Source organism: Pseudoduganella sp. OTU4001 (assembly GCF_038440195.1).
GTDB lineage: Bacteria > Pseudomonadota > Gammaproteobacteria > Burkholderiales > Burkholderiaceae_D > Rugamonas.
In genome coordinates this window covers 25277-47115 of the sequence record NZ_JASATG010000006.1, presented here as the reverse complement: position 1 = coordinate 47115, position 21839 = coordinate 25277, and the positions used below count along the sequence as shown (strand labels likewise).

Genomic DNA, 21839 nt, shown 5'->3' with positions numbered 1-21839 from the left:
GTCGTCAGCCCGCCATCATGCCGTCATCGGCCGAAATGATTGCCCCGTTGATGAAGTGCGCCTCGTCGCCCGCCAGCAGGAGCAGCAGGCCGTCCAGGTCTTCGGGCTTGCCGGCGCGTTTGCGCGGCAGCATGTCGATCAGCTTCTTGCCCTGGTCGCTGGCGAAGTAATCCTCATTGATCTCGGTGGTGATGTAGCCCGGGCAGATGGCATTGGTATTGATGCCGTACTTGCCCCACTCGACCGCCATCGACTTGGTCATATGCACCACGCCGGCCTTGCTCATGCAGTACACCCCGATCTGCGGCAGCACGCGCAAACCGGCCACGGAAGCGATATTGATGATGCGGTGCTGCTTGCGCGGGTCGCCCTTGGAGCGCGCGATCATGCGCTTGGCCGTTTCCTGCGCCACGAAGAAGGCGCCGCGCAGGTTGCAATCCATGACAAAGTCATAATCATCGGGCGACACGTCAAGCAAACGTTGCGTCATTGATACACCGGAATTATTCACCAGGATATCGATCGGCCCCGCTTCGGTCTCGGCGTGGGCGATGGCGGATTTGATGCTGGCGAAGTCGGTCACGTCCAGCGTGACGACATGGGCGGCGCCACCATCGGCTTCGATTTCGGCGCGTAGTTCCTTCAGGCGTTCGATCCGGCGCGAGGCCAGCACCACCTGGCAGCCGGCCTTGGCCAGCACCTTGGCAAAACGTGCACCGAGCCCGCTGGAAGCGCCCGTGATCAGGGCAATTTTGCCCTCAAAGTTTACTTCGATCCCCACCGACTACTCCTTGTGATTCTGTTTCGCCATCATGACACAAAAAACCGGCTTATTAGATTGCCAGCACTAATAATAGCCCTCACAATGGCGCCACCGTTGCAATCCCAAGGAAAAAAGAGCACACTCGTTCTATTTCCAGCATCAAATTTTCATCATTCTTATAAAAACACTATGAGCAACCTTGTAGAACAGTACGGCCCGCGCGAGGCAATGGAGTACGACGTTGTAATCGTTGGCGGCGGCCCTGCTGGCCTGTCGGCAGCGATCAAGATCAAACAGCTGAACCCGGACACTTCCGTGGTGGTGCTGGAAAAAGGCGGCGAGCTGGGCGCCCATATCCTGTCCGGCGCCGTGATGGATCCGCGCGCGCTGACCGAGCTGATCCCTAACTGGAAAGAGCTGGGCGCGCCCCTGAACACCGAGGTCACCGAAGACCGCGTACTGTTCCTGACCGAAACCAAAGCTTATAAGACCCCGAATTTCCTGCTGCCGAAGTGCTTTGAAAACCACGGCAACTACGTGATTTCGCTGGGCAATGTGGTGCGCTGGCTGGGCCAGCAGGCCGAAGCCCTGGGCGTGGAAATCTTCCCTGGCTTCACCGGCGCGGAAGTGCTGTACAACGACGACGGCTCCGTCAAGGGCGTGGCCACCGGCAATATGGGCGTCAAGCGCGACGGCGAGCCAGGTCCTGACTTCCAGCTGGGCATGGAACTGCACGGCAAGTACACCCTGTTCGCCGAAGGCGCGCGCGGCCACCTGGGCAAGCAGCTGATGGCCAAGTTCGACCTGAACAAGGGCAAGGATCCCCAGTCCTACGGCATCGGCATCAAGGAACTGTGGGAAATCGACCCGGCCAAGCACCAGCCTGGCCTGGTGATCCACACCACCGGCTGGCCGCTGGACACCAAGACTTACGGCGGCTCCTTCCTGTACCACCTGGAAAACAACCAGGTCATGGTCGGCTACGTGGTGGGCCTGGATTACGAGAACCCATACCTGTCGCCTTACGAAGAATTCCAGCGTTACAAGACCCACCCGGAAATCCGCACCTTCTTCGAAGGCGGCAAGCGCATCTCCTACGGCGCCCGCGCGATTACCGCCGGCGGCCTGCAATCGCTGCCGAAGCTGGTGTTCCCGGGCGGCGCGCTGATCGGCTGCGACGCCGGTTTCCTGAACATGAGCCGTATCAAGGGTTCGCACGCGGCGATCAAGTCCGGCATGCTGGCCGCTGAATCGGTGGTGGAAGCGCTGGGCGCCGGCCGCGCTGCCGACGAACTGGCCAGCTACCCGGCCGCCTTCGAGCAGTCCTGGCTGCACGAAGAGCTGCACGTGGCGCGCAACGTCAAGCCATGGCTGAAGAAAGGCCTGTACATCGGTTCGCTGATGACCGGCATCGACCAGATCGTGTTCCGCGGCAAAGCGCCATGGACCCTGCACCACTCGACCCCGGACCATGCCTGCCTGCGCCCGGCATCCGAGTTCGCGCCGATCACCTATCCCAAGCCGGATGGCAAGCTGACCTTCGACCGCCTGTCGTCGGTATTCATCTCGAATACCAACCACGCCGAAGACCAGCCGATCCACCTGACGCTGAAAGACGACTCGGTCCCGGTCGGCATCAACCTGGCCAAGTACGCCGGTCCGGAATCGCGCTACTGCCCGGCTGGCGTGTATGAATTCGTCAAGACCGACGAAGGCCAGGACCGCCTGCAGATCAATGCGCAGAATTGCGTGCATTGCAAGACTTGCGATATCAAGGACCCGACCCAGAACATCGTCTGGATCACCCCCGAAGGCGGCGGCGGCCCGAACTATCCTAATATGTAAGTTGCATTTCTATTGCAGCAAACACAAGAAAAGCGGCCTGCGGGCCGCTTTTTTCATGGAATGGAAAAAAAATTCAAAAAATTTCTCCATGGAATTTAATGTCCGCATCTAAACGGTCGTCCTGTACTTCTGAGAGCGCAGAGATTGCAGCTTCTCTGTACGAACGAACCTACCCCAACAGGAGTTTTAAATGCTGAGCCTTCACACCAACAATGCGGCACTGTCCGCCCAGAACTCGATCTCCCGCACGCAGAATCATCTGTCGACGTCGATGACCCGCCTGAGCACTGGCTTCCGCATTAACTCGGCAATGGATGACGCTGCTGGCCTGCAGATCGCGACCCGTCTGAAAGTGCAAACCAGCGGTATGTCCGTTGCAATGCGCAACACCCAGAACTCGATCTCCCTGATGCAGACCGCTGAAGGTGCGCTGGACGAAGTGACGTCCATCCTGAACCGCATGAAAGACCTGGCAACTCAGGCGGCGGACGACTCCTCGACCCAGGACGACCGCGACGCAATGCAGAAGGAATTCGACACCCTGACCGACGAACTGTCGAACATCTTCGCCAACACCAAGTTTGGTGGCACCGAACTGTTTAACAGCGCCGCCGGCAAGCTGACCACCGCCCTGACCTTCCAGATCGGCGCTGCCGACAGCGAAACCATGACCGGTGACTTTACCGGCGAACTGACCACCGCAAGCGGCTCCATCGCGGCCGCCGCAGTCGGCTTCGTGGACACCGGTGTGGGTGCCGCAGCTGGCGCCGAGCTGAACACCAGCGCCGCCGTTGCCAACACCGCCATCGACGCACTGACCACCGCGATCGACGACGTCGGCGCGCTGCGTTCCAAGCTGGGTGCGGTATCGAACCGTCTGGACCACGTCTACAACAACTTGTCCAACATCTCGACCAACACCAAGAACGCAACTGGCCGCATCATGGACACCGACTTCGCGACTGAATCGGCCAACATGACCGCATCGCAGATGCTGCTGCAAGCTGGCACCGCAATGCTGAAGCAGTCCAACAGCCAGTCCTCCCTGGTCCTGTCCCTGCTGCAGTAATCGCATAAAGCGCACTGAAAAGCCAACCGTGCGCGGTTGGCTTTTTTTATACCGCCGTATTACTATTTGTTTTTATGGCAATCGACCGCATCACCCCTTCCAATCCGGCCCTGAACATCCACGATCGCCAGGTCCGCGAAACGCCTGGCCAGGTGCACGCCCAGCCAGTGCCGCCGGTCGCCCAGCCTCCTGGCGACAGCGCCGACTTCGCCATGCAAAGCGGCCTACCCGCTGCCGTTGGCGCGCTGATCGAAGCGATGGAAGGAGCGCAGCGCGGCAGTACCGCCAAGGCTGCCGCTGCGGCTGCCGCTGCTGGTGGCGCCATGCTGGCGCACGAGTCGCTGTCGATGCAGCCCAACCAGCTGTTCCCCCTGCGCCAGCTGGTCTGGCATACCCCCGACACCAATATGCTGGCCGCCTCCTGGCAAGTGATGGTGCGCACCTATAGCGAACAGCGCGCTGCGCTGTACCAACAGCAGGAAGGCCGCCAGCTGCCGGCCAGCCTGTTCATGGCCGACCCGCCGCCGCCCGTGCTGCGCGACAACCGCGCCTTCCACGGCATGGTGTCCGAGCTCGATGCCTGGCGCTTCGCCGTCTACGCCTGGGGCGCCGAGAAGCTGACCTTGCGCGTGGTAGCGCGCGATCCGGGCCAGGAAGGTCCCGACCAGCGCCGCCGCCGTCCACGTGTCGCAGTGCGGCTGGAAATGACCCTGCCCGACTTGGGCAAGGTGGTGGTGCAGATGGAACCGGCCGACCTGGGCGTGGTGCTGGAAATCGGCGCCCCCGGCAACGAGGCGATGCAGCAGATGCGCGAGCTGCTGCCGCAGATCGCCACCATCATCGGCCGCTGCGGCCTGCAGATCGTGCGCGCGCGCCTGATGCGCGAGCTGTCGCCGGTCAATCCGCTCGATAACGAACCGACCCGCACCCAGATCGCACTGCTCAGCACCGCCATCTTCAAGGCGATGGCGGAAGTGGCGGTCTTCCTGTCGCAGCCGCGCTTGCCCGAAGAGGCGTTGTTGGCCTAGTCCAGTAGCCGGGCTCATTGTAGATTGCCTTCAGCTCGTCGATAAAGAAACGGATCTTGGCCGGCAAATGCCTTTGCTGCAGGTAGACCGCCATGATGTCGTAATCCGGCAGCGCAAAATCATCGAGCACCGTAATCAGGCTGCCCTCCGCCAGCTGGGCCTGGATCTCCCAGGTCGAACGCCACGCCAGTCCCAAACCCTCGCATGCCCAGCGGTGCAATAGTTCGCCGTCGTTGCAATCCAGGTTGCCCTGCACTTTCACCGTGACCGGCTTGCCGCCCTGCTGGAAATACCAGCCGCGCTGCTGCCCGCCCTGCAGGTTGAAGGCCAGGCAGTTGTGGTTGGCCAGGTCGTCCAGTGTGCGGGGAATGCCATGCCGTTCGAAGTATTCCGGTGTGCCGCATACAACGCGGCGGTTCTTCGCCAGCCGCACCGCCACGAAACTGGGGTCGATCACACCGCCGATGCGGATGCCCAGATCATAGCCTTCGCGTACTAAATCGATCACCTGGTCGGTCAGGTTGAAGGACAGCTGCACGTCCGGATTCGCCGCCAAGAAGCCCGGCGCGTGCGGTGCAACATGCTGACGCCCGAATGAGGCCGGGGCGGACACGATCAGGTGGCCGGTGGCCTTGTGCCGCCCTTCCGAAACATTGCGCTCGGCGACGTCCATATCAGAGAGCAGTTTGCGGCAGTCCTCCAGGAACATATTGCCCTGCTCCGTCAGCGTCTGGTGGCGCGTGGTGCGGTGCATCAATTTCACGCCCAGGCGCTTCTCCAGCGCGTCGATGCGGCGCCCCAGCATGACAGGCGTGATATGCATTTCCAGCGCCGCGCGCGCCAGGCTGCCCTTCTCCGCCACCGCCACAAAGGCCTCGATTTGTTTGAGTTTATCCATGGCTTCAGATTATTCCATACACAGAGTATCGAATGAAACGATTTTTTGTCGTCTTATCAGGGAAAGCGAACGCCGATAGCATACAAAACATCGATAACAAACCCATCAGGAGATCACCATGGCCAAGATGACCGCAGCTGAAGCAGCTGTCCACGTCTTGCAGAAAGAAGGCATTACGGTCGCGTTCGGCGTGCCCGGCGCTGCCATCAATCCGCTGTACGCTGCATTGAAAAAGGTTGGCAAGATCAAGCACATCCTGGGCCGCCACGTCGAAGGCGCTTCCCACATGGCCGAGGGCTATACCCGCGCCGCTCCGGGCAATATCGGCGTCTGCATCGGCACCTCGGGTCCGGCCGGCACCGACATGATCACCGGCCTGTACTCCGCCCAAGCCGACTCCATCCCTATCCTGTGCATTACCGGCCAGGCGCCGCGCGCCCGCCTGCACAAGGAAGATTTCCAGGCCGTGGACATCTCGTCCATCGCCAAACCGGTCACCAAGATGGCGACCACCGTGCTGGAACCAGCCCAGGTGCCGCGCGTATTCCAGCAAGCCTTCCACCTGATGCGCTCCGGCCGCCCGGGCCCGGTGCTGATCGACCTGCCGTTCGACGTGATGATGGCGCAGATCGAATTCGACCCGGAGACCTACACCCCGCTGGAAGCGTTCAAGCCGCGCGCCTCGCGCGCCCAGGTAGAAAAGGCGCTGGAGATGATGAATGAGTCCGAGCACCCGCTGATCACTGCTGGCGGCGGCATCATCAACGCCAACGCATCCACCCTGCTGCAGGAATTCGCCGAGATCGTCAACGTACCGGTGATCCCGACCCTGATGGGCTGGGGCACCATTCCCGACGACCACCCGCTGATGGCGGGCATGGCCGGCCTGCAGACCAGCCACCGCTACGGTAACGCCACCGTGCTGGCCTCCGACTTCATCATCGGCATCGGCAACCGCTGGGCCAACCGCCACACCGGCTCGGTCGACGTGTTCACCGAAGGCCGCACCTTTGTGCACGTGGATATCGAGCCAACCCAGATCGGCCGCGTGTTCGGCCCCGACCTGGGCATCGTGTCCGACGCCGGCTATGCGCTGGAACTGTTCATCGAAGTGGCGAAAGAGTGGAAGGCCGCCGGCAAGCTGCGCGACCGCACCGGCTGGGTGGCCCAGTGCCAGAACCGCAAGCGCACCATGCTGCGCAAGACCGACTACGACAATGTGCCGGTCAAGCCGCTGCGCGTGTACGAGGAGATGAACAAGTACTTCGGCCGCAATACGCGCTACGTGTCCGCCATCGGCCTGTCGCAGATCGCCGCCGCGCAGTTCCTGCACGTCTACCAGCCGCGCAACTGGATCAACTGCGGCCAGGCCGGCCCGCTGGGCTGGACTATCCCGGCCGCGCTGGGTGTGCGCGCCTCCGACCCGACCACCGACATCGTGGCGATTTCCGGCGACTACGACTTCCAGTTCCTGATCGAAGAACTGGCCGTGGGCGCGCAATTCAAGCTGCCTTACATCCACGTCCTGGTGAATAACTCCTACCTGGGCCTGATCCGCCAGTCGCAGCGCGGCTTCGACATGGACTTCTGCGTGCAGCTGTCCTTCGAGAACGTGAATGCGCCGGAACTGAATGGCTACGGCGTGGACCACGTAGCCGTGGTGGAAGGCCTGGGCTGCAAGGCGATCCGCGTGCATAAGCCGGACGACATCATCCCCGCCTTCGAACAGGCGCGCGAGCTGATGGCCAAGCACAGCGTGCCGGTGGTGGTGGAAGTGATCCTGGAGCGCGTGACCAATATCGCCATGGGCACCGAAATCAATGCCATCAACGAATTCAACGACATCATCGACGTAGCCTGAGGACGACCGCAATGCCTAAATACGCTGCCAACCTGACCATGCTGTTCAACGAGCAGCCTTTCCTGGAACGCTTCGGCGCCGCCGCGCGCAATGGCTTCAAGGGCGTGGAATTCCTGTTCCCTTACGACTTCGAGCCGCAGCAGGTGCAGGAGCAACTACAGCAGCACCAGCTGGAAATGGTGCTGCACAACCTCCCGGCTGGCAACTGGGCCGGCGGTGAGCGCGGGATCGCCTGCTATCCGGACCGCGTGGACGAATTCGAGCAAGGCGTCGAGACCGCGCTGAAGTACGCCAAGGTGCTGGGCACCCAGCGCATCAACTGCCTGGTCGGCATCCAGCCGGCTGGCGTCGAAACCCGCGTGGCGCGCAACACACTGGTGCGCAACCTGCAGTTCGCGGCAGCCTCGCTGAAGCTGGCCGGCATCCCGCTGCTGATTGAGCCGATCAACACCTTCGACATCCCCGGCTTCTTCCTGTCCGGCACCCGCCAGGGCCTGGAACTGATCGACGCCGTGGGTTCGGACAACCTGTTCCTGCAGTACGACATCTACCACATGCAGCGCATGGAAGGCGAGCTGGCGAACACCATCAAGAACAACCTGTCGGTGATCAGGCATATCCAGCTGGCCGACAATCCGGGCCGCTTCGAACCGGGCACCGGGGAAATCAATTACGGCTTCCTGCTCAACTTCCTCGACGAGATTGGCTACGAGGGCTGGGTGGGCTGCGAATACAAACCAAAAGCCGGCACCGAAGCAGGCCTGGGCTGGCGCGACGCGCAATAACTAGAGGAGACACATCATGCAAAAACTCGGATTCATCGGCCTTGGCATCATGGGCGGCCCAATGGCAGGACACCTGCAGGCAGCGGGCCACAAACTGTACCTGCACGACGTGAAGAACCCGCCGGCCAACCTGGTCGAAGGAGGCGCCACCGTCTGCACCTCCGCCATGGAAGTGGCCAAGCGCGCCGACATCATCTTCCTGATGGTGCCGGACACGCCGCAGGTGGAGGAAGTGCTGTTCGCGGAAGACGGCATCGCCGCCGGCCTGAGCGCCGGCAAGATCGTGGTTGACATGAGTTCCATTTCGCCGATCGCCACCAAGGAGTTTGCGAAGAAGATCAACAAGAAGAGCTGCGCCTACCTGGACGCCCCGGTCTCCGGCGGCGAAGTGGGCGCCAAGGCGGCCTCGCTGACCATCATGGTGGGCGGCCCGCAGGAAGCATTCGATACCGTCAAGCCGCTGTTTGAGCTGATGGGCAAGAACATCACTTTGGTGGGCGGCAACGGCGACGGCCAGACCACCAAGGTGGCCAACCAGATCATCGTGGCGCTGAATATCCAGGCCGTAGCGGAAGCGCTGCTGTTTGCCTCCAAGGCCGGCGCCGATCCGGCCAAGGTGCGTGAAGCGCTGATGGGCGGTTTCGCCTCCTCGCGCATCCTGGAGGTGCACGGCGAACGCATGGTGAAGCGCACCTTCAACCCGGGCTTCCGCATCGCCCTGCACCAGAAGGACCTGAACCTGGCCCTGCAAGGCGCCAAGGCGCTCGGCGTATCGCTGCCGAACACCTCCGCCACCCAGGAGCTGATGAACGCCTGCGCCGCCAACGGTTTGTCCGGCCTGGACCACTCCGCGCTGTGCCAGGCTATCGAGCTGATGTCCAACCACAAGATCGCACAAGGCTAAGCATCATGACCGCAACCGCACCCCGCCAGCTCCTGCTGGACCTTTACGACGCAGCAGTTGGCGCGGTGCACCCGCGCAACCTGGTGCAGGACTTCCTGCCGCTGCCACCCGCGGACGGCAGGACCCTTGTCATCGGCGCGGGTAAAGGTGCGGCCGCAATGGCACAAGCTGTGGAACGCAGCTGGACCGGCCCGCTGTCCGGCCTGGTAGTGACGCGATACGGCCACGGCGCCGAAACGAAACACATAGAAGTGGTCGAAGCGTCACATCCAGTGCCGGACGACGCGGGACAGAAGGCTGCCGCGCGCATGCTGGAGATGGTTGCCGGCCTGACCGAGAATGACCTGGTCCTGTGCCTGATTTCCGGCGGCGGTTCGGCCTTGCTGGCCCTGCCCGCCGAAGGTATCACCCTGGCTGAGAAGCAGGCGCTGAACAAGGCCCTGCTGAAGTCCGGCGCCGCCATCGGCGAAATGAATTGCGTACGCAAGCATCTGTCGGCCATCAAGGGCGGCCGCCTGGCGCTGGCCTGCGGCAAGGCGCGCGTGGTCACCCTGCTGATTTCCGACGTGCCGGGCGACGACCCGCGCGTGATCGCCAGCGGCCCCACCCTGCCCGATGCCACCACCAGCGCCGAAGCGCTGGCCATCCTGCGCAAGTACGACATTGCCGTGCCGCCAAGCGTGCGCGCCCACCTGGAGTCGGCCGCCAGCGAGACGCCCAAGCCCGGTGACGTCCGCTTCGACGGCCACACCCACCACGTGATCGCCACCGCGCAGCACGCGCTGGAGGCAGCCGCCGCCAAAGCCCGTTCGCTCGGCATCACGCCTTACATCCTGTCCGACGGCATCGAAGGCGAAGCACGCGATATCGGCCTGATGCACGCCGCGATGGCGCGCCAGGTGCTGACACGCGGCCAGCCGTTCGCCCGTCCCTGCGTGATCCTGTCCGGGGGCGAAACCACCGTGACGGTGCGCGGCAATGGCCGTGGCGGCCGCAACGTCGAATTCCTGCTCAGCTTCGCGCTGGCGATGGAAGGCGCCGCCGATGTGCATGCCATCGCCTGCGACACCGACGGCATCGACGGCTCGGAAGACAACGCCGGCGCCGTATATGGTCCCGACTCGCTGGCCCGTGCCGCCGCGAAGGGCGTGAACGGCAAGCACCTGCTGGCCAACAACGACGCCTATAGCTTCTTCAGCGCGCTCGACGACCTGGTGGTGAGCGGCCCGACCCGTACCAACGTCAACGACTTCCGCGCCATCCTGATCCAATAAAAAAGAGAGACCCCCATGCGTCGAGAACGCAAAGCCAAAATCGTAGCAACCCTGGGCCCGGCCAGCTCCGATTACGCCACCATCAAGGCGCTGTTCGAAGCCGGCGCAGACGTGTTCCGCTTCAACTTCAGCCACGGCAGCCACGCCGACCACGAGGCCCGCTACGGCATCGTGCGCTCGATCGAACGCGAGCTGGGCCGCCCGATCGCCATCCTGGCCGACCTGCAAGGCCCCAAGCTGCGCATCGGCCAGTTCGACGGCGGCAAAGTCACGCTGCGCGAAGGCGACGAGTTCCAGCTGGACCAGGCGCCTACGCCTGGCAGCGTTGCGCGCGTCTGCCTGCCGCACCCCGAGCTGTTCGCCGCCGTCAGCGCCGGCCAATCGCTGCTGCTGGACGATGGCCGCATCCGCCTTGAAGTGCTGGCCAGCGACACCGGCACCATCCGCACCCGCGTGGTGAATGGCGGCGTGCTGTCCGACCGCAAAGGCGTGAACGTGCCTGACGCAGTGCTGCCGATCCCCGCCCTGACCGCCAAGGACAAGACCGACCTTGAATTCGCGTTGAGCCTCGGCGTCGACTGGATCGCCCTCTCCTTCGTACAGTTGCCCGAAGACGTGGAGCAGGCTAAGGAGCTGGTAGCCGGCCGCGCCGGGGTGCTCTCCAAGCTGGAAAAGCCCGCCGCCCTGGACCGGCTGGAAGAAATCGTACGCGTGTCAGACGCCATCATGGTGGCGCGCGGTGACCTGGGCGTCGAGCTGCCGCCCGAGCGCGTGCCCGGCGTACAGAAACGCATCGTGCGCCTGTGCCGCAAGCACGGCAAGCCGGTCGTCGTCGCAACCCAGATGCTGGAATCCATGGTCAGCGCCCCGGTACCGACACGCGCCGAAGCATCCGACGTCGCCAACGCCGTCTACGAAGGGGCGGATGCGGTCATGCTGTCCGCTGAATCGGCCAGCGGCGCGTACCCGGTGCAGGCCGTCTCGATCATGAACCGCATCATCTCCGAGGTTGAACGCGACCCGCTGTATCCGGCCATGATCGAAGCCCAGCACCAGGCGCCGCTGCCGAACAAGGGCGACGCCATCAGCGCCGCCATGCGTGACGCCGCGCGCATCATGGGCGCCAAAGCCATGGTGGCCTACACCACCTCCGGCCACAGCAGCCTGCGCACCGCCCGCGAGCGCCCCATGGCGCCGATCGTCAGCATCACCCCTAAACCCGAAACCGCGCGCCGCCTGGCGCTGGCCTGGGGCGTGCACAGCACCGTCAGCAAGGACGTGAACAGCGTCGATGAAATGGTGGCCGCAGCCTGCCGCACCGCCCTGCGCGAAGGATTCGTCCAACCCGGCGACCACATCGCCATCGCCGCCGGCACACCATTCGGCCAGCCCGGCAGCACCAACCTGCTGCGCCTCGCGGAGATTTGGCCGCAATAAGTAACACCGTATCGTCTTTCTCTTTTAACGCCGGTCCTCCAACCGGCGTCTTTTTTTAGTGCAGCCCGGTTCGCGCCACGATGATAGATCAGGCCTCCGACAGTACCAGGACCAACTGCATCGCGCAGATCGTCGCGTATAGGTATGCGGCGACAATGAACAAGGCGCGCAACAGTGCGCCGGCGGGCAGCGGAATCTGCGCCAGCATGATAGCGAACACATAGGACATGTTTTCGCTCTCATCCAGGTTCTTGAACTTCGTCATCCGGTCTTCAGCAGACTGTGGGCCGAAGGAGACCGCATTCCGGATGGGACTCAATGCCTGATGCAGCGCCTCCAGATTGAACCTGACACCGAATTTTCTCTTACCATCTTCAGCGACCTCCATCGAGCCGGTAAATGCGCCCAGATCCGCAGTGTAGGTCGCAACCACCCTGCTTGCAGCAACCGGAGCCGTACTCAGCTCCTGGCGCCAAAGTCGCCCCTCTAATGCGACGTAGTGGCCGATAAACTCGTGGATAAATTCGCCCGCGCTGGGTGGATGGAGCTTCGCTGACTGGCCGCATCCGGAACAGAAGGCGCCCTGCAGGGCGGTTTGGCAGGCGGGGCATGTCGCCGCCGCTTGGGATGAATCGCGTATAAACCTGACAACAACAATAAAGTTGCAAGTTTAGCATGTCTGCTGACGCCAGCCGCCGCCTGTTTTTTCCAACAGTTTGGTTTTATCATCCAGTGAAGAGGGAATAACTGATAGGTCAGGATATGCGAGCGGTTGTTTGGTGTATTGCATTTGCCGCGTTATTTGGGCTCCCCTCAACATCGCTGGCAGAAGAAGTACGTGTCGCAGTGGCGGCCAACTTCGCCGGGGCCATGAAAAAGATTGCAGCGGAATTCGAGAAAAGTACCGGCCATAAGGTATTGCAAACCGCCGGGGCGACGGGGCAGTTTTACAACGAGATCAAGAATGGCGCCCAATTCGACGTCCTGATTGCGGGCGACGATGAGACGCCAGCCAGGCTCGAAACCGAGGGCTTCGCGGTGCCAGGCAGCCGTTTCACCTATGCCATCGGCATCCTGGTCCTGTGGAGCGCCAAACCCAATTTCGTAGACGCTAACGGCCAGGTGCTCAAGACCGGGAATTTCGCGCGACTCGCTATAGCCAACCCCAGGATGGCGCCATACGGCCGGGCTGCATCGGAAACATTGAAGGCACTTGGACTGACCCAAGCCTTGACGCCCAAATTTGTCATTGGCGGGAGTGTGTCCGACGCTTATGCTCTTATCGCGACAGGATCATCGGAACTGGGCTTCGTCGGATTGTCACAGCTCATCGCCAGCGGTAGGGTCAACGATGGCTCAGTCTGGAAAGTCCCTCCCGAACTATATGCCCCTCTTCGCCAGGATGCGGTCCTACTCTCGAAAGGAAGGGGCAACATGGCTGCCCTGGCTCTACTCAGGTATCTGAAATCATCCGCCGGCAAAGCAACGATCCTGTCTTCGGGCTACAGGCTGTGAGATGCGCCGGCCGTAACGGCCGACGCACCGGTTTATTCGCCGCGCTGGTGGACTTGCTTGCCGGCGGCGTAGGTTGCGGAAATCGCGCGATCGTCGCCTAGCAGGGCCAGGGCGAAGAGTTGCTCTTCCAGGCTGTTGCAGCGGGTGCTGCGGCGCTCCAGCAGCGGCGTCGCTTTCGGGTCGACGACGATAAAGTCGGCTTCGGCGCCGGGGACGAAATTGCCGACCACGCCTTCCAGTTGCATGCTGCGTGCGCCACCCAGCGTGGCCAGGTAGAACATGCGCAACGCCGGCAAGTAGGTGCCGCCCATGCGCGCGACTTTGTAGGTCTCGTTCATGGTTTGCAGCATGGAGAAGGATGTGCCGCCGCCAACGTCGGTGGCCAGTGACAGCGCCACATGCTGCCGGTCAGCGGCGGCGAAGTCGAACAGGCCGCTGCCGAGGAACAGGTTGGAGGTGGCGCACATCGATACGGCGGCGCCGGTGGCCGCCATGCGCGCGCGGTCTTCGTTATCCAGCCAGATGCAGTGCGCGTACATGGAGCGTGGACGCAACAGGCCAAGCTGGTCATACACATCCAGGTAGCTGCGCGCGGCCGGGAACAGCTCCCGCACCCATGCCACTTCATCGGTATTTTCCGCCACGTGGGTCTGCACGAAAGTATCGGGGTAGGCGCGCGCCAGTTCGCCGCACAATTGCAGCTGCGCCTCGGTGGAGGTCGGTGCAAAGCGCGGCGTCAGCGCATACATGTTACGTCCCTGTTTATGCCAGCGCTGGATCAGTTCTTCGCTTTCGCGCGCCCCGCTTTCGGCCGTGTCCTGCAGGAAGTCCGGGCAATGCCGGTCCATCATCACCTTGCCCGCCGCCATGCGCAGGTTATACGCCTGCGCCGCGCCGAAGAAGGCGTCAACCGACTCCGGATGCACGGTGCAGTACACCATCGCTGTGGTGGTGCCGCAACGCAGCAGCTCTTTCACGAAGAAATCCGCCACGCCGCGCGCGTGCACCGGGTCCTTGAACTGGCGTTCGGTCGGGAAGGTATAGGTGTCCAGCCACGGCAGCAGGCCCGGCGCCGGCGAGGCGATCATGTCCGTCTGCGGGTAGTGGATGTGGGTGTCGATAAAGCCCGGCATGATGATCTTGCCGCGGTAATCGCGCACCTGGGTACCCGCAGGCAGCGTGTCCTTCAGCTGCGCATAGTCGCCTGCCGCCTGGATACGGCCATCCTGCAACACCAGCAGGCCGTCTTCATGCCATGCGTAAGCCTTGTCGGTGACAGCCGGATCGCCAGTGAAATGCAAGATACTGGCGCGGAATGCTTTCGTTTCCAGCTGCATGGCTTAGCTTCCCCGGTACGTGGAGTAAGCCCATGGCGAAACCACGATTGGTACGTGATAGTTTGCCGCCGGGTCGGCGATGCCGAAGGCGATGATCACTTCATCAACAAAGCGCGGCTCCGGCAGCTGGACGCCCTGGCCGGCGAAATAATCGCCGGCCGCGAACACCAGCTCATATTTGCCGCGCTTTACTTCGTCGCCAGCCAATAGAGGCTGTTCGCAGCGGCCGTCCAGGTTGGTGACGGTGGTTTTCAGCAGCGTCTTCTCGTCGCCGTCCACGCGGAACAGTTTTACCTTGACGCCCGCGCCGGGTTTGCCCTGGGTGATGTCCAGGACGTGTGTACTCAGTTTGCCCATAGTGTCTCCTTAAGTGGTAAGGCGATCTTATAGGGCTGGCCCGCGCGACATATACACGCCGATGAATATCAACCATGAGCTTGACGGACATAATCGGGACTCCATATCAAAAAATACAGGAGACATCATGCAGCAAGCATTACGCGTCGCGGCAGCCGGCACCATCGCTGTCCTGGGCCTGACGATGGGCGCACAGCAAGCCAGTGCCGCCGACTGGAGCGACACCGCCATCGGCTACCGCGTCGGTTCCAAATACGCGGAGCCGTTCAATCCGAAAGACATCAACAAACAGATCCTGAGCTGGACTTATGCCGACGGCTACAAGTACGGCGGCAACTACTTCAGCCTCGATTTCCTGCGCTCGGACAGCACGGACAACAACGCCCACGAGGCCTACCTGTTGTACCGCCACACGCTGGACCTGGGCAAGGTAAGCGGCAAAAACTTCAAATTTGGTCCAGTACGCGGTGTAGGCCTGACCGCGGGTTTCGACTGGAACACCAAGAACGACGACAGCTACAACTCGCGCAAGCGCATGGTGGTAGCCGGCCCTACCCTGATGCTCGACGTGCCGGGCTTCCTGAACGTCAGCCTGCTCGCGCTATGGGAAAGCAACCAGCCGCTCGGTATCTCCAAGCGCTATTCCTACGACACGCATGCCATGCTGAACGCCGCCTGGGGCATCCCGCTCGGTTCCGGCTTCAGTTTCGAGGGCTATGCCAACTGGATCGGCGAGAAGGGCAAGGACGAATTCGGCGGCAGGACTTCGCCCGAGGTGAATATCGACGCGCAGATCATGTACGACGTCAGCCCGCACGTGGGCGCCAAGCCGAACACCTTCAAGGTTGGCGTGGAATATCAATACTGGCGCAACAAATTCGGGAATCCGCATAACATCCCGGGCAGCACTGCCAAGACACCGATGATCCGCGCGGAATACCACTTCTAAATCGCAGGTGCCGGCTTCGCGGCCGGCCGCCGGATAGCACCGGAACAAGTAGTTCAGAACATAAATCCTAAAACGGAGACACCATGAACAACCTGCTATACAAAGTGGACGACCGTCCGCCACCAATAACCACCGCCCTCCTCGCCGCCCAGCACATGTTGGCTGCACTTGGCGGCATCATCGCCGTCCCTCTCGTGGTCGGCGCAGTCCTGAAGCTTCCCGCCGACCAGATCGTCGCCCTTGTCAACGCTGCCTTGCTTGGTTCCGGCATCGTCACCGCCATTCAATGCATTGGCGTCGGCCCGGTCGGCATCCGCCTGCCTTGCGTGATGGGCACCAGCTTCGCCTTCGTCGGCGCAGCCATCAGCATCGGTTTCGAGCATGGCGTGCCGGGGATACTCGGCTCCTCGCTGGCCGGTTCCGCCATCATGATCCTCGGCAGCTTCTTCATGCCACAGATCCGCAAGCTGTTCCCGCACCAGGTGACGGCGGTTGTCGTGACCATGATCGGCCTGTCGCTGGTGCCGGTCGCAGTCGACTGGGCCGCTGGCGGCAAAGGCGCGGGCGCCACCTATGGCGACCCGATCAACCTCGGCATCGCCCTGTTCGTGCTGGCCACCGTGATTGTGCTGGTGCAGTTCGGCAAAGGCATCATTTCCGCTGCCGCCGTCGTGATTGGCATCATCATCGGATATTGCGCCTGCCTCGGTCTGGGGCTGGTGGACTTCTCCACCGTGCAGAAAGCAGCAGTCTTCGCCGTTCCGCAACCCATGTCGTTCGGCATGACCTTCCCGATCAGCGGCATCCTCGCCATGTCGTTGGCCTACGTCGTGACGATTGTCGAAACCACCGGCACCTTCATGGCGCTCGGTTCCGCCACCAATACCAAGATGAAGGGCAAGCTGCTGTGCCGCGGCGTGCTGTGCGACGGCCTGGGCTCCGCCTTTGTTTCCGTGCTGGGTGCGCCGCCAGTGTCGACTTTCGCGCAAAACGTCGGCGTGATTTCGCTGACCGGCGTCGCAAGCCGCTATGTGGTGGCGCTGACTGGCGTGATGCTGGCGGCCGCAGGCCTGTTCCCCGTGCTGGGCGCAGTCGTCGTCACCATTCCGCAACCAGTGCTGGGTGGCGCTGGCCTGATGATGTTTGCCATGATCATTGCGGCGGGCGTGCAAATGCTATCCAACGTTGAACATGACAAGCGTACCGGCCTGCTGATTGCCGTCTCAATCGGTTGCGGCCTGGCCGTTTCGGTGCGGCCGGAGCTGCTGTCCAAGCTGCCGCCTTTCGTGCATGAGATTTTCGGCTCGGGCATCTCGACTGCGGCTATCATGGCCGTCGTACTGAACCTCGTGTTACCGGACCGCCCGGTAGCCGTGCACGATGACGAAGAAGAAGAGGACGTTCCCCAGCCTATGCTGATCCGAAAAGCCGGCTGACCTCATAAACCAACATTGTTTCCGCAGTGCCGCGCGCATTGTTTCCGCAGTGTTTAATCATTTGGAGTTTAAAATGACCAAAACCCTCCTGATCAAGAATGCGCGCGTTGTAGTCACCATGGACGAACAGCGCCGCGAAATCGACAACGGCGCCATCTTCGTGCGCGGCAACGTGATCGAACAAGTCGGCCCCACTGCCGAACTGCCAGCGGCGGCGGATGAAGTGATCGACGCCGCCGGCCACGTGGTGATTCCAGGCCTGGTCAACACCCACCACCACATGTACCAAAGCCTGACGCGCGTGATCCCCGCTGCGCAGGATGGCGAACTATTCAACTGGCTGACCAACCTGTACCCGATCTGGGCCAACCTGAACGCCGAGATGGTGCACGTCTCCACGTTGACCGCGATGTCGGAGCTGATCCTGTCCGGCTGCACCACCAGCAGCGACCACCTTTACATTTACCCCAACGACTGCAAGCTCGATGACAGTATCGAAGCCGCCGCCAAGATCGGCATGCGCTTCCACGCCGCGCGCGGCTCGATGAGCGTTGGCCAGTCAAAAGGCGGCCTGCCGCCTGACCGCGTGGTGGAGGACGAAAAGGCCATTTTGCGCGACACGCAGCGCCTGATCGAGACCTACCACAACGCCGAGCGACACGCCATGCAGCGCATTGTGGTGGCGCCCTGCTCGCCCTTCTCCGTCTCGCGCGACCTGATGAAAGAGGCCGCGACGCTGGCGCGCAGCTACGGCGTATCCCTGCACACCCATTTGGCGGAAAACGTCAACGACATCGCCTACAGCCGCGAGAAATTCAATATGACGCCGGCCGAATACGCCGAAGACTGCGGCTGGGTTGGCCACGACGTCTGGCACGCCCACTGCGTGCAGTTGGACGACGACGGTGTCTACATGTTCGCCCGCACCGGCACCGGCGTCGCACACTGCCCATGCTCGAATATGCGCCTCGCCTCCGGCATCGCCCCGATCCGCAAGATGGTCGATGCCGGCGTGCCGGTCGGCCTGGGGGTGGACGGCAGCGCCTCCAACGACGGCGCACACATGCTGGGCGAAGCGCGCCAGGCCATGCTGCTGCAGCGCGTCGGCTTTGGACCGGACGCGATGACTGCCCGCCAGGCACTGGAACTTGCCACGCTGGGCGGCGCCAAGGTGCTGAACCGCGACGATATTGGCGCGCTCAAACCCGGCATGTCGGCCGACATCGTCATGTTCAAGCTGGACCAGATCGCCTTCGCCGGCGCCCTGCATGACCCGGTGGCCGCGCTAGTGTTCTGCACCCCGGCCAATGTGAACTACAGCATTATCAATGGCCAGGTCGTGGTAAAGGACGGCATCCTGCAAACCATCGACCTCCCCCTGGTCATCGAACGCCATAACCAGCTGGCATCCAAGCTTGCCGAGGCCGCGCGCTAAAAAGCCGGTTTTGGTTACAATGGGGACTTTTCCCCTCGCTCTTCTATGCAAATTTGGGTCGACGCCGATGCTTGCCCTGCGGTTATTAAAGACATCCTGTTCCGGGTTGCCGAACGCCTGCAGCTGGATGTGACGCTGGTCGCAAATCAATTGATCCGGGTTCCTGGCTCGCGGTTTATCCGTGCACTCCAGGTTCCTGCGGGCGCTGATCAGGCCGATGCTGAGATCGTTGCGCGCGTCAGTCCGGGGGACATCGTCGTGACCGGCGACATTCCCCTCGCCGCCCAGGTCCTGGAGAAAAATGGTTTGCCGCTCAATCCGCGCGGAGAGTGGTATACCAAGGACACGATTGCCCAGCAACTGACCATGCGCGCCTTTATGGAGGAGCTGCGAGGAAGCGGTGTCGATACCGGCGGCCCGGCTGCGTTCAGCCAGGCAGATCGCCAGAACTTCGCCAATGCGCTCGATCGAGCCTTGGCCCGGATTCGAAAGCAGGACAGCGCAACTTAATCCAGCGCGCCGTATTTCCGCATGATGGTCCTGGTAGTGCCGTCTTTCTCCATCGCGGCCAGCGCGTCGGACAGGCGCCCGACAATCGCGTTGTTGCACGCTTTGGAGCAACCGAGGTAGTTGTAAGTCGGCGCCAGGGGTGCGCCGACCGCGATCTTTTCCTCGCCGTCCACCAGCTTGCGCAGGGTGCGCCCTTCCGCCATGGGTCCAAACCAGGCGTCAATGCGGCGTGCCAACAGCATGCGGAAGCCATTCTCGCCCTGGTTGATTTCGTATATCTGGCTGCTCGGGATGCCGGCGTCCAGCAGCAAATTGACTCCCGCCGTGCCGCGCGAAACGCCGATACTGGCCAGCCCTTTGCGGGCATCGTCAAAGGAATTGACGGTGCGGTCCAGCGTGAAGAAAGCCCGGTTCACTTTGACGATGGGCGAAATCCAGGTAAAGCGCTGCTCGCGCTCAGCAAGCCTGGCGAGCGGGATGATCAGCGTATCCCGCACCTCGGGGCTGCCCACCACCGACAGGGCGCGATTGCTGGGCACGATGATCAGGTTAGGCTGGTAGCCGGCGCGGCGCATGGCCTCCAGCACCGTATCGCCCACCACGCCCTTGCGGTCGGGCGCATTCATGGTGAGCGGCGGGACTTCCATCAGGTAGATGTTGAGCTCTTCAGCCGCACCAGGTACGCCAAGGCATGCCAATGCAATTGAAAAGAATGCGCGCAACATGCTGGCCTGATGTCCCCGGTGGGTGAGTGGTACTTGCGCGCCCAGTATAAATCATCACCCATCCCACTCATTACTATCAAACGAGTAGTCATACGAAGTCGCCGACCTTTGCTACCACAGCCTCGCGCACCGAGCCGCTGGTGACGAAGCTGTGGGCGACCTGGATGTCGTTGTGGAACCAGCGGTCGCCTTCCAGGCAGGCGGGGATCTGCTTGCGGATTTCGTCGTATGCGGCCTGGGTGCCTTCGCCGAGCTGGAAGCCTGGCAGCAGCGCCTCGGTCATGGTCAGCGCTTGTGCGGCCAGCAGCATCTCCACGCCCACGATGTACTGGGTGTTCTGCACCACGGTGTGGGCCTTGCGGGCGCACCAGGTGGAGTTGGAGATGTGGTCTTCGCTATTGCCTTTCGATGGGATCGAGTCGACGCTGCCGGGCATCGACAGGGTGCGGTTTTCCATCACCAGGGAACTGAGCGAGCATTGCACCACCGGGTAGCCGGTGTTCACGCCGCGCAGGCCGGACATCAGGTTGCGCGGCAGGCCCCACGACAAGGTCGGGTCGATCAGGCGGGCGACGCGGCGTTCGCAGATGCTGCCCAGGTCGGTGATCGCCATCGCCAGCAGGTCCATCGCCTGCGCCAGGTACTGGCCGTGGAAGTTTCCACCGGAGATGATCTCGAAACCGCCGCCGTCCTTGCCGAAGATCAGCGGGTTGTCGGTGGCGGAGTTGATCTCGTTCTTGACGATGTTGTCGATGTAATCCAGCGCATCGAACACCGGGCCGTACACCTGCGGGGTGCAGCGCAGCGAGTACACGTCCTGGATGCGCGGGGTGTATGGGATGTCGGTGCGGCGCAGCTCGTCGGGGAATTGCACGGCGCGTGCTTCGTGCGTGGTGCGGGTGGAGCCTTTCAGCAGCTTGCGCACCACGGCGGCCGTCTTGATCTGGCCTGGGTGCGGGCGCGCTTGCTGGATGCGTGGGTCGAAAGCGGACATCTCGGCGCGCATTGCCTCCAGCGTCAGGCCGAGCGACAGGCAGGCGTCGGTCAACAGGTCGCGTGCATCCTTGGCGGCCAGCACGGCCACGGCCAGCGAGGCGGTGCAGCCGTTGATCAGGGCGGAGGCGTCTTTCGCCTTCAGGTCGAACTTGACCGGGCCGATTTCGGCTTTGGTGATCGCTTCGGCGGCCGGCATGCGCTGGCCCTTGTACATCACTTCCGCTTCGTCGAAGCCTGCTACGGCGGCGGCAAGGTAGGCCAGCGGCGCCAGGTCGCCCGATGCGCCGACGGAACCCTTCTGCGGCATGATCGGGTGGATGCCGGCGTTGATGAAGGCCAGCAGGCGGTCCACCACTTCCACGCGCGGCGCGGAGTAGTTGCTGGCGAAGGCGTTGGCGCGCAGCAGCATGGTGGCGCGGCTCACCTCTTCCGAGAACGGTTCGCCGATGCCGCCGCTGTGGGCTTTGATCAGCTGCGTCTGGAACAGCTCGATGTGTTCGACCTTGATGCGGGTGTCCTTCAGCAGGCCGACGCCGGTGTTGAAGCTGTACATCATCGGCGCTTCATCATGCATCCAGGTGGATTCGATGTAGTCGCGGCTCTCTTTCAGCGCGGCGCGCGAGGTGGCGGACAGTTCGACCTTGGCGTTGTCGCGGGCGACGGCCAATACGTCTTCGGCAGTCAGGTTGAAGCCGTCGATAGTTACTTTGCTCAT

At 62.5% G+C, this 21839-nt stretch carries 20 protein-coding genes; 13 read left to right on the top strand and 7 right to left on the bottom strand.

Going from position 1 to position 21839, the window contains the following annotated elements:
• Nucleotides 1-4 precede the first annotated feature (4 nt).
• On the bottom strand, nt 5-781 hold the full coding sequence (locus tag AAHE99_RS07605; RefSeq protein ID WP_342116125.1) for an SDR family oxidoreductase: 777 nt from the start codon (nt 779-781) through the stop codon (nt 5-7).
• Nucleotides 782-991: 210 nt separating this feature from the next.
• Between AAHE99_RS07605 and AAHE99_RS07600 the strand changes: the two genes are divergently transcribed.
• The 3 genes from AAHE99_RS07600 (at nt 992) to AAHE99_RS07590 (ending at nt 4705) form a co-directional block, all read left to right on the top strand.
• Complete coding sequence (locus AAHE99_RS07600) at nt 992-2608, top strand: electron transfer flavoprotein-ubiquinone oxidoreductase (protein WP_342116438.1); 1617 nt, start codon at nt 992-994, stop codon at nt 2606-2608.
• A gap of 190 nt (nt 2609-2798) precedes the next feature.
• The gene (locus tag AAHE99_RS07595; protein ID WP_342116122.1) at nt 2799-3677 is read left to right on the top strand and encodes a flagellin N-terminal helical domain-containing protein; all 879 of its coding nucleotides are present in this window, start codon (nt 2799-2801) and stop codon (nt 3675-3677) included.
• 74 nt (nt 3678-3751) lie between these two features.
• Entirely contained in the window at nt 3752-4705 is a 954-nt protein-coding gene (locus tag AAHE99_RS07590; RefSeq protein WP_342116120.1) for a hypothetical protein, read from the top strand.
• Here AAHE99_RS07590 and AAHE99_RS07585 read toward each other — a convergent pair.
• On the bottom strand, nt 4635-5603 hold the full coding sequence (locus AAHE99_RS07585) for a LysR family transcriptional regulator (RefSeq protein ID WP_342116119.1): 969 nt from the start codon (nt 5601-5603) through the stop codon (nt 4635-4637). The genes AAHE99_RS07590 and AAHE99_RS07585 overlap by 71 nt on opposite strands.
• A gap of 118 nt (nt 5604-5721) precedes the next feature.
• Between AAHE99_RS07585 and gcl the strand changes: the two genes are divergently transcribed.
• From gcl to pyk, 5 genes are read left to right on the top strand one after another with little or no spacing between them, the layout of a single operon-like run.
• Entirely contained in the window at nt 5722-7464 is a 1743-nt protein-coding gene (gene gcl, locus AAHE99_RS07580; protein ID WP_342116117.1) for a glyoxylate carboligase, read from the top strand.
• A gap of 11 nt (nt 7465-7475) precedes the next feature.
• The gene (gene hyi / locus AAHE99_RS07575) at nt 7476-8249 is read left to right on the top strand and encodes a hydroxypyruvate isomerase (RefSeq protein ID WP_342116115.1); all 774 of its coding nucleotides are present in this window, start codon (nt 7476-7478) and stop codon (nt 8247-8249) included.
• A gap of 16 nt (nt 8250-8265) precedes the next feature.
• Complete coding sequence (gene glxR / locus AAHE99_RS07570) at nt 8266-9153, top strand: 2-hydroxy-3-oxopropionate reductase (protein WP_342116112.1); 888 nt, start codon at nt 8266-8268, stop codon at nt 9151-9153.
• Between the two features lie 5 nt (nt 9154-9158).
• Nucleotides 9159-10427, top strand: coding sequence for a glycerate kinase type-2 family protein (locus AAHE99_RS07565; RefSeq protein ID WP_342116110.1), 1269 nt, complete (start codon nt 9159-9161; stop codon nt 10425-10427).
• 15 nt (nt 10428-10442) lie between these two features.
• The gene (gene pyk, locus AAHE99_RS07560; protein ID WP_342116108.1) at nt 10443-11864 is read left to right on the top strand and encodes a pyruvate kinase; all 1422 of its coding nucleotides are present in this window, start codon (nt 10443-10445) and stop codon (nt 11862-11864) included.
• Nucleotides 11865-11952: 88 nt separating this feature from the next.
• Here the strand turns inward: pyk and AAHE99_RS07555 are convergent, their stop codons facing one another.
• On the bottom strand, nt 11953-12297 hold the full coding sequence (locus AAHE99_RS07555) for a hypothetical protein (RefSeq protein ID WP_342116105.1): 345 nt from the start codon (nt 12295-12297) through the stop codon (nt 11953-11955).
• Nucleotides 12298-12626: 329 nt separating this feature from the next.
• Between AAHE99_RS07555 and modA the strand changes: the two genes are divergently transcribed.
• Nucleotides 12627-13379, top strand: a complete 753-nt coding sequence (gene modA / locus AAHE99_RS07550) for a molybdate ABC transporter substrate-binding protein (protein ID WP_342116102.1) — start codon at nt 12627-12629, stop codon at nt 13377-13379.
• Nucleotides 13380-13411: 32 nt separating this feature from the next.
• On the opposite strand, the gene guaD is transcribed toward modA, so the two are convergent.
• Nucleotides 13412-14716 carry a guanine deaminase gene (guaD, locus tag AAHE99_RS07545; protein ID WP_342116100.1) on the bottom strand — a complete coding sequence of 435 codons (1305 nt, stop codon included), beginning with the start codon at nt 14714-14716 and terminating at the stop codon, nt 13412-13414.
• Between the two features lie 3 nt (nt 14717-14719).
• Nucleotides 14720-15073, bottom strand: a complete 354-nt coding sequence (uraH, locus tag AAHE99_RS07540) for a hydroxyisourate hydrolase (protein WP_342116099.1) — start codon at nt 15071-15073, stop codon at nt 14720-14722.
• 127 nt (nt 15074-15200) lie between these two features.
• Between uraH and AAHE99_RS07535 the strand changes: the two genes are divergently transcribed.
• From AAHE99_RS07535 to AAHE99_RS07520, 4 genes are all read left to right on the top strand, one after another.
• Entirely contained in the window at nt 15201-16022 is an 822-nt protein-coding gene (locus AAHE99_RS07535) for an outer envelope protein (RefSeq protein WP_446728903.1), read from the top strand.
• 83 nt (nt 16023-16105) lie between these two features.
• Nucleotides 16106-17458, top strand: a complete 1353-nt coding sequence (locus AAHE99_RS07530) for a uracil-xanthine permease family protein (RefSeq protein ID WP_342116097.1) — start codon at nt 16106-16108, stop codon at nt 17456-17458.
• Between the two features lie 73 nt (nt 17459-17531).
• Nucleotides 17532-18893, top strand: coding sequence for an 8-oxoguanine deaminase (locus AAHE99_RS07525; protein WP_342116095.1), 1362 nt, complete (start codon nt 17532-17534; stop codon nt 18891-18893).
• A gap of 45 nt (nt 18894-18938) precedes the next feature.
• Nucleotides 18939-19403 carry a YaiI/YqxD family protein gene (locus AAHE99_RS07520; protein ID WP_342116093.1) on the top strand — a complete coding sequence of 155 codons (465 nt, stop codon included), beginning with the start codon at nt 18939-18941 and terminating at the stop codon, nt 19401-19403.
• Here the strand turns inward: AAHE99_RS07520 and AAHE99_RS07515 are convergent.
• Both AAHE99_RS07515 and AAHE99_RS07510 read right to left on the bottom strand, forming a co-directional pair.
• Entirely contained in the window at nt 19400-20128 is a 729-nt protein-coding gene (locus AAHE99_RS07515; RefSeq protein WP_342116092.1) for a substrate-binding periplasmic protein, read from the bottom strand. The two genes, AAHE99_RS07520 and AAHE99_RS07515, sit on opposite strands and share 4 nt — an antisense overlap.
• 88 nt (nt 20129-20216) lie before the next feature.
• A complete protein-coding gene (locus tag AAHE99_RS07510; RefSeq protein WP_342116089.1) occupies nt 20217-21839 on the bottom strand; it encodes an HAL/PAL/TAL family ammonia-lyase in 1623 nt (540 codons plus the stop codon).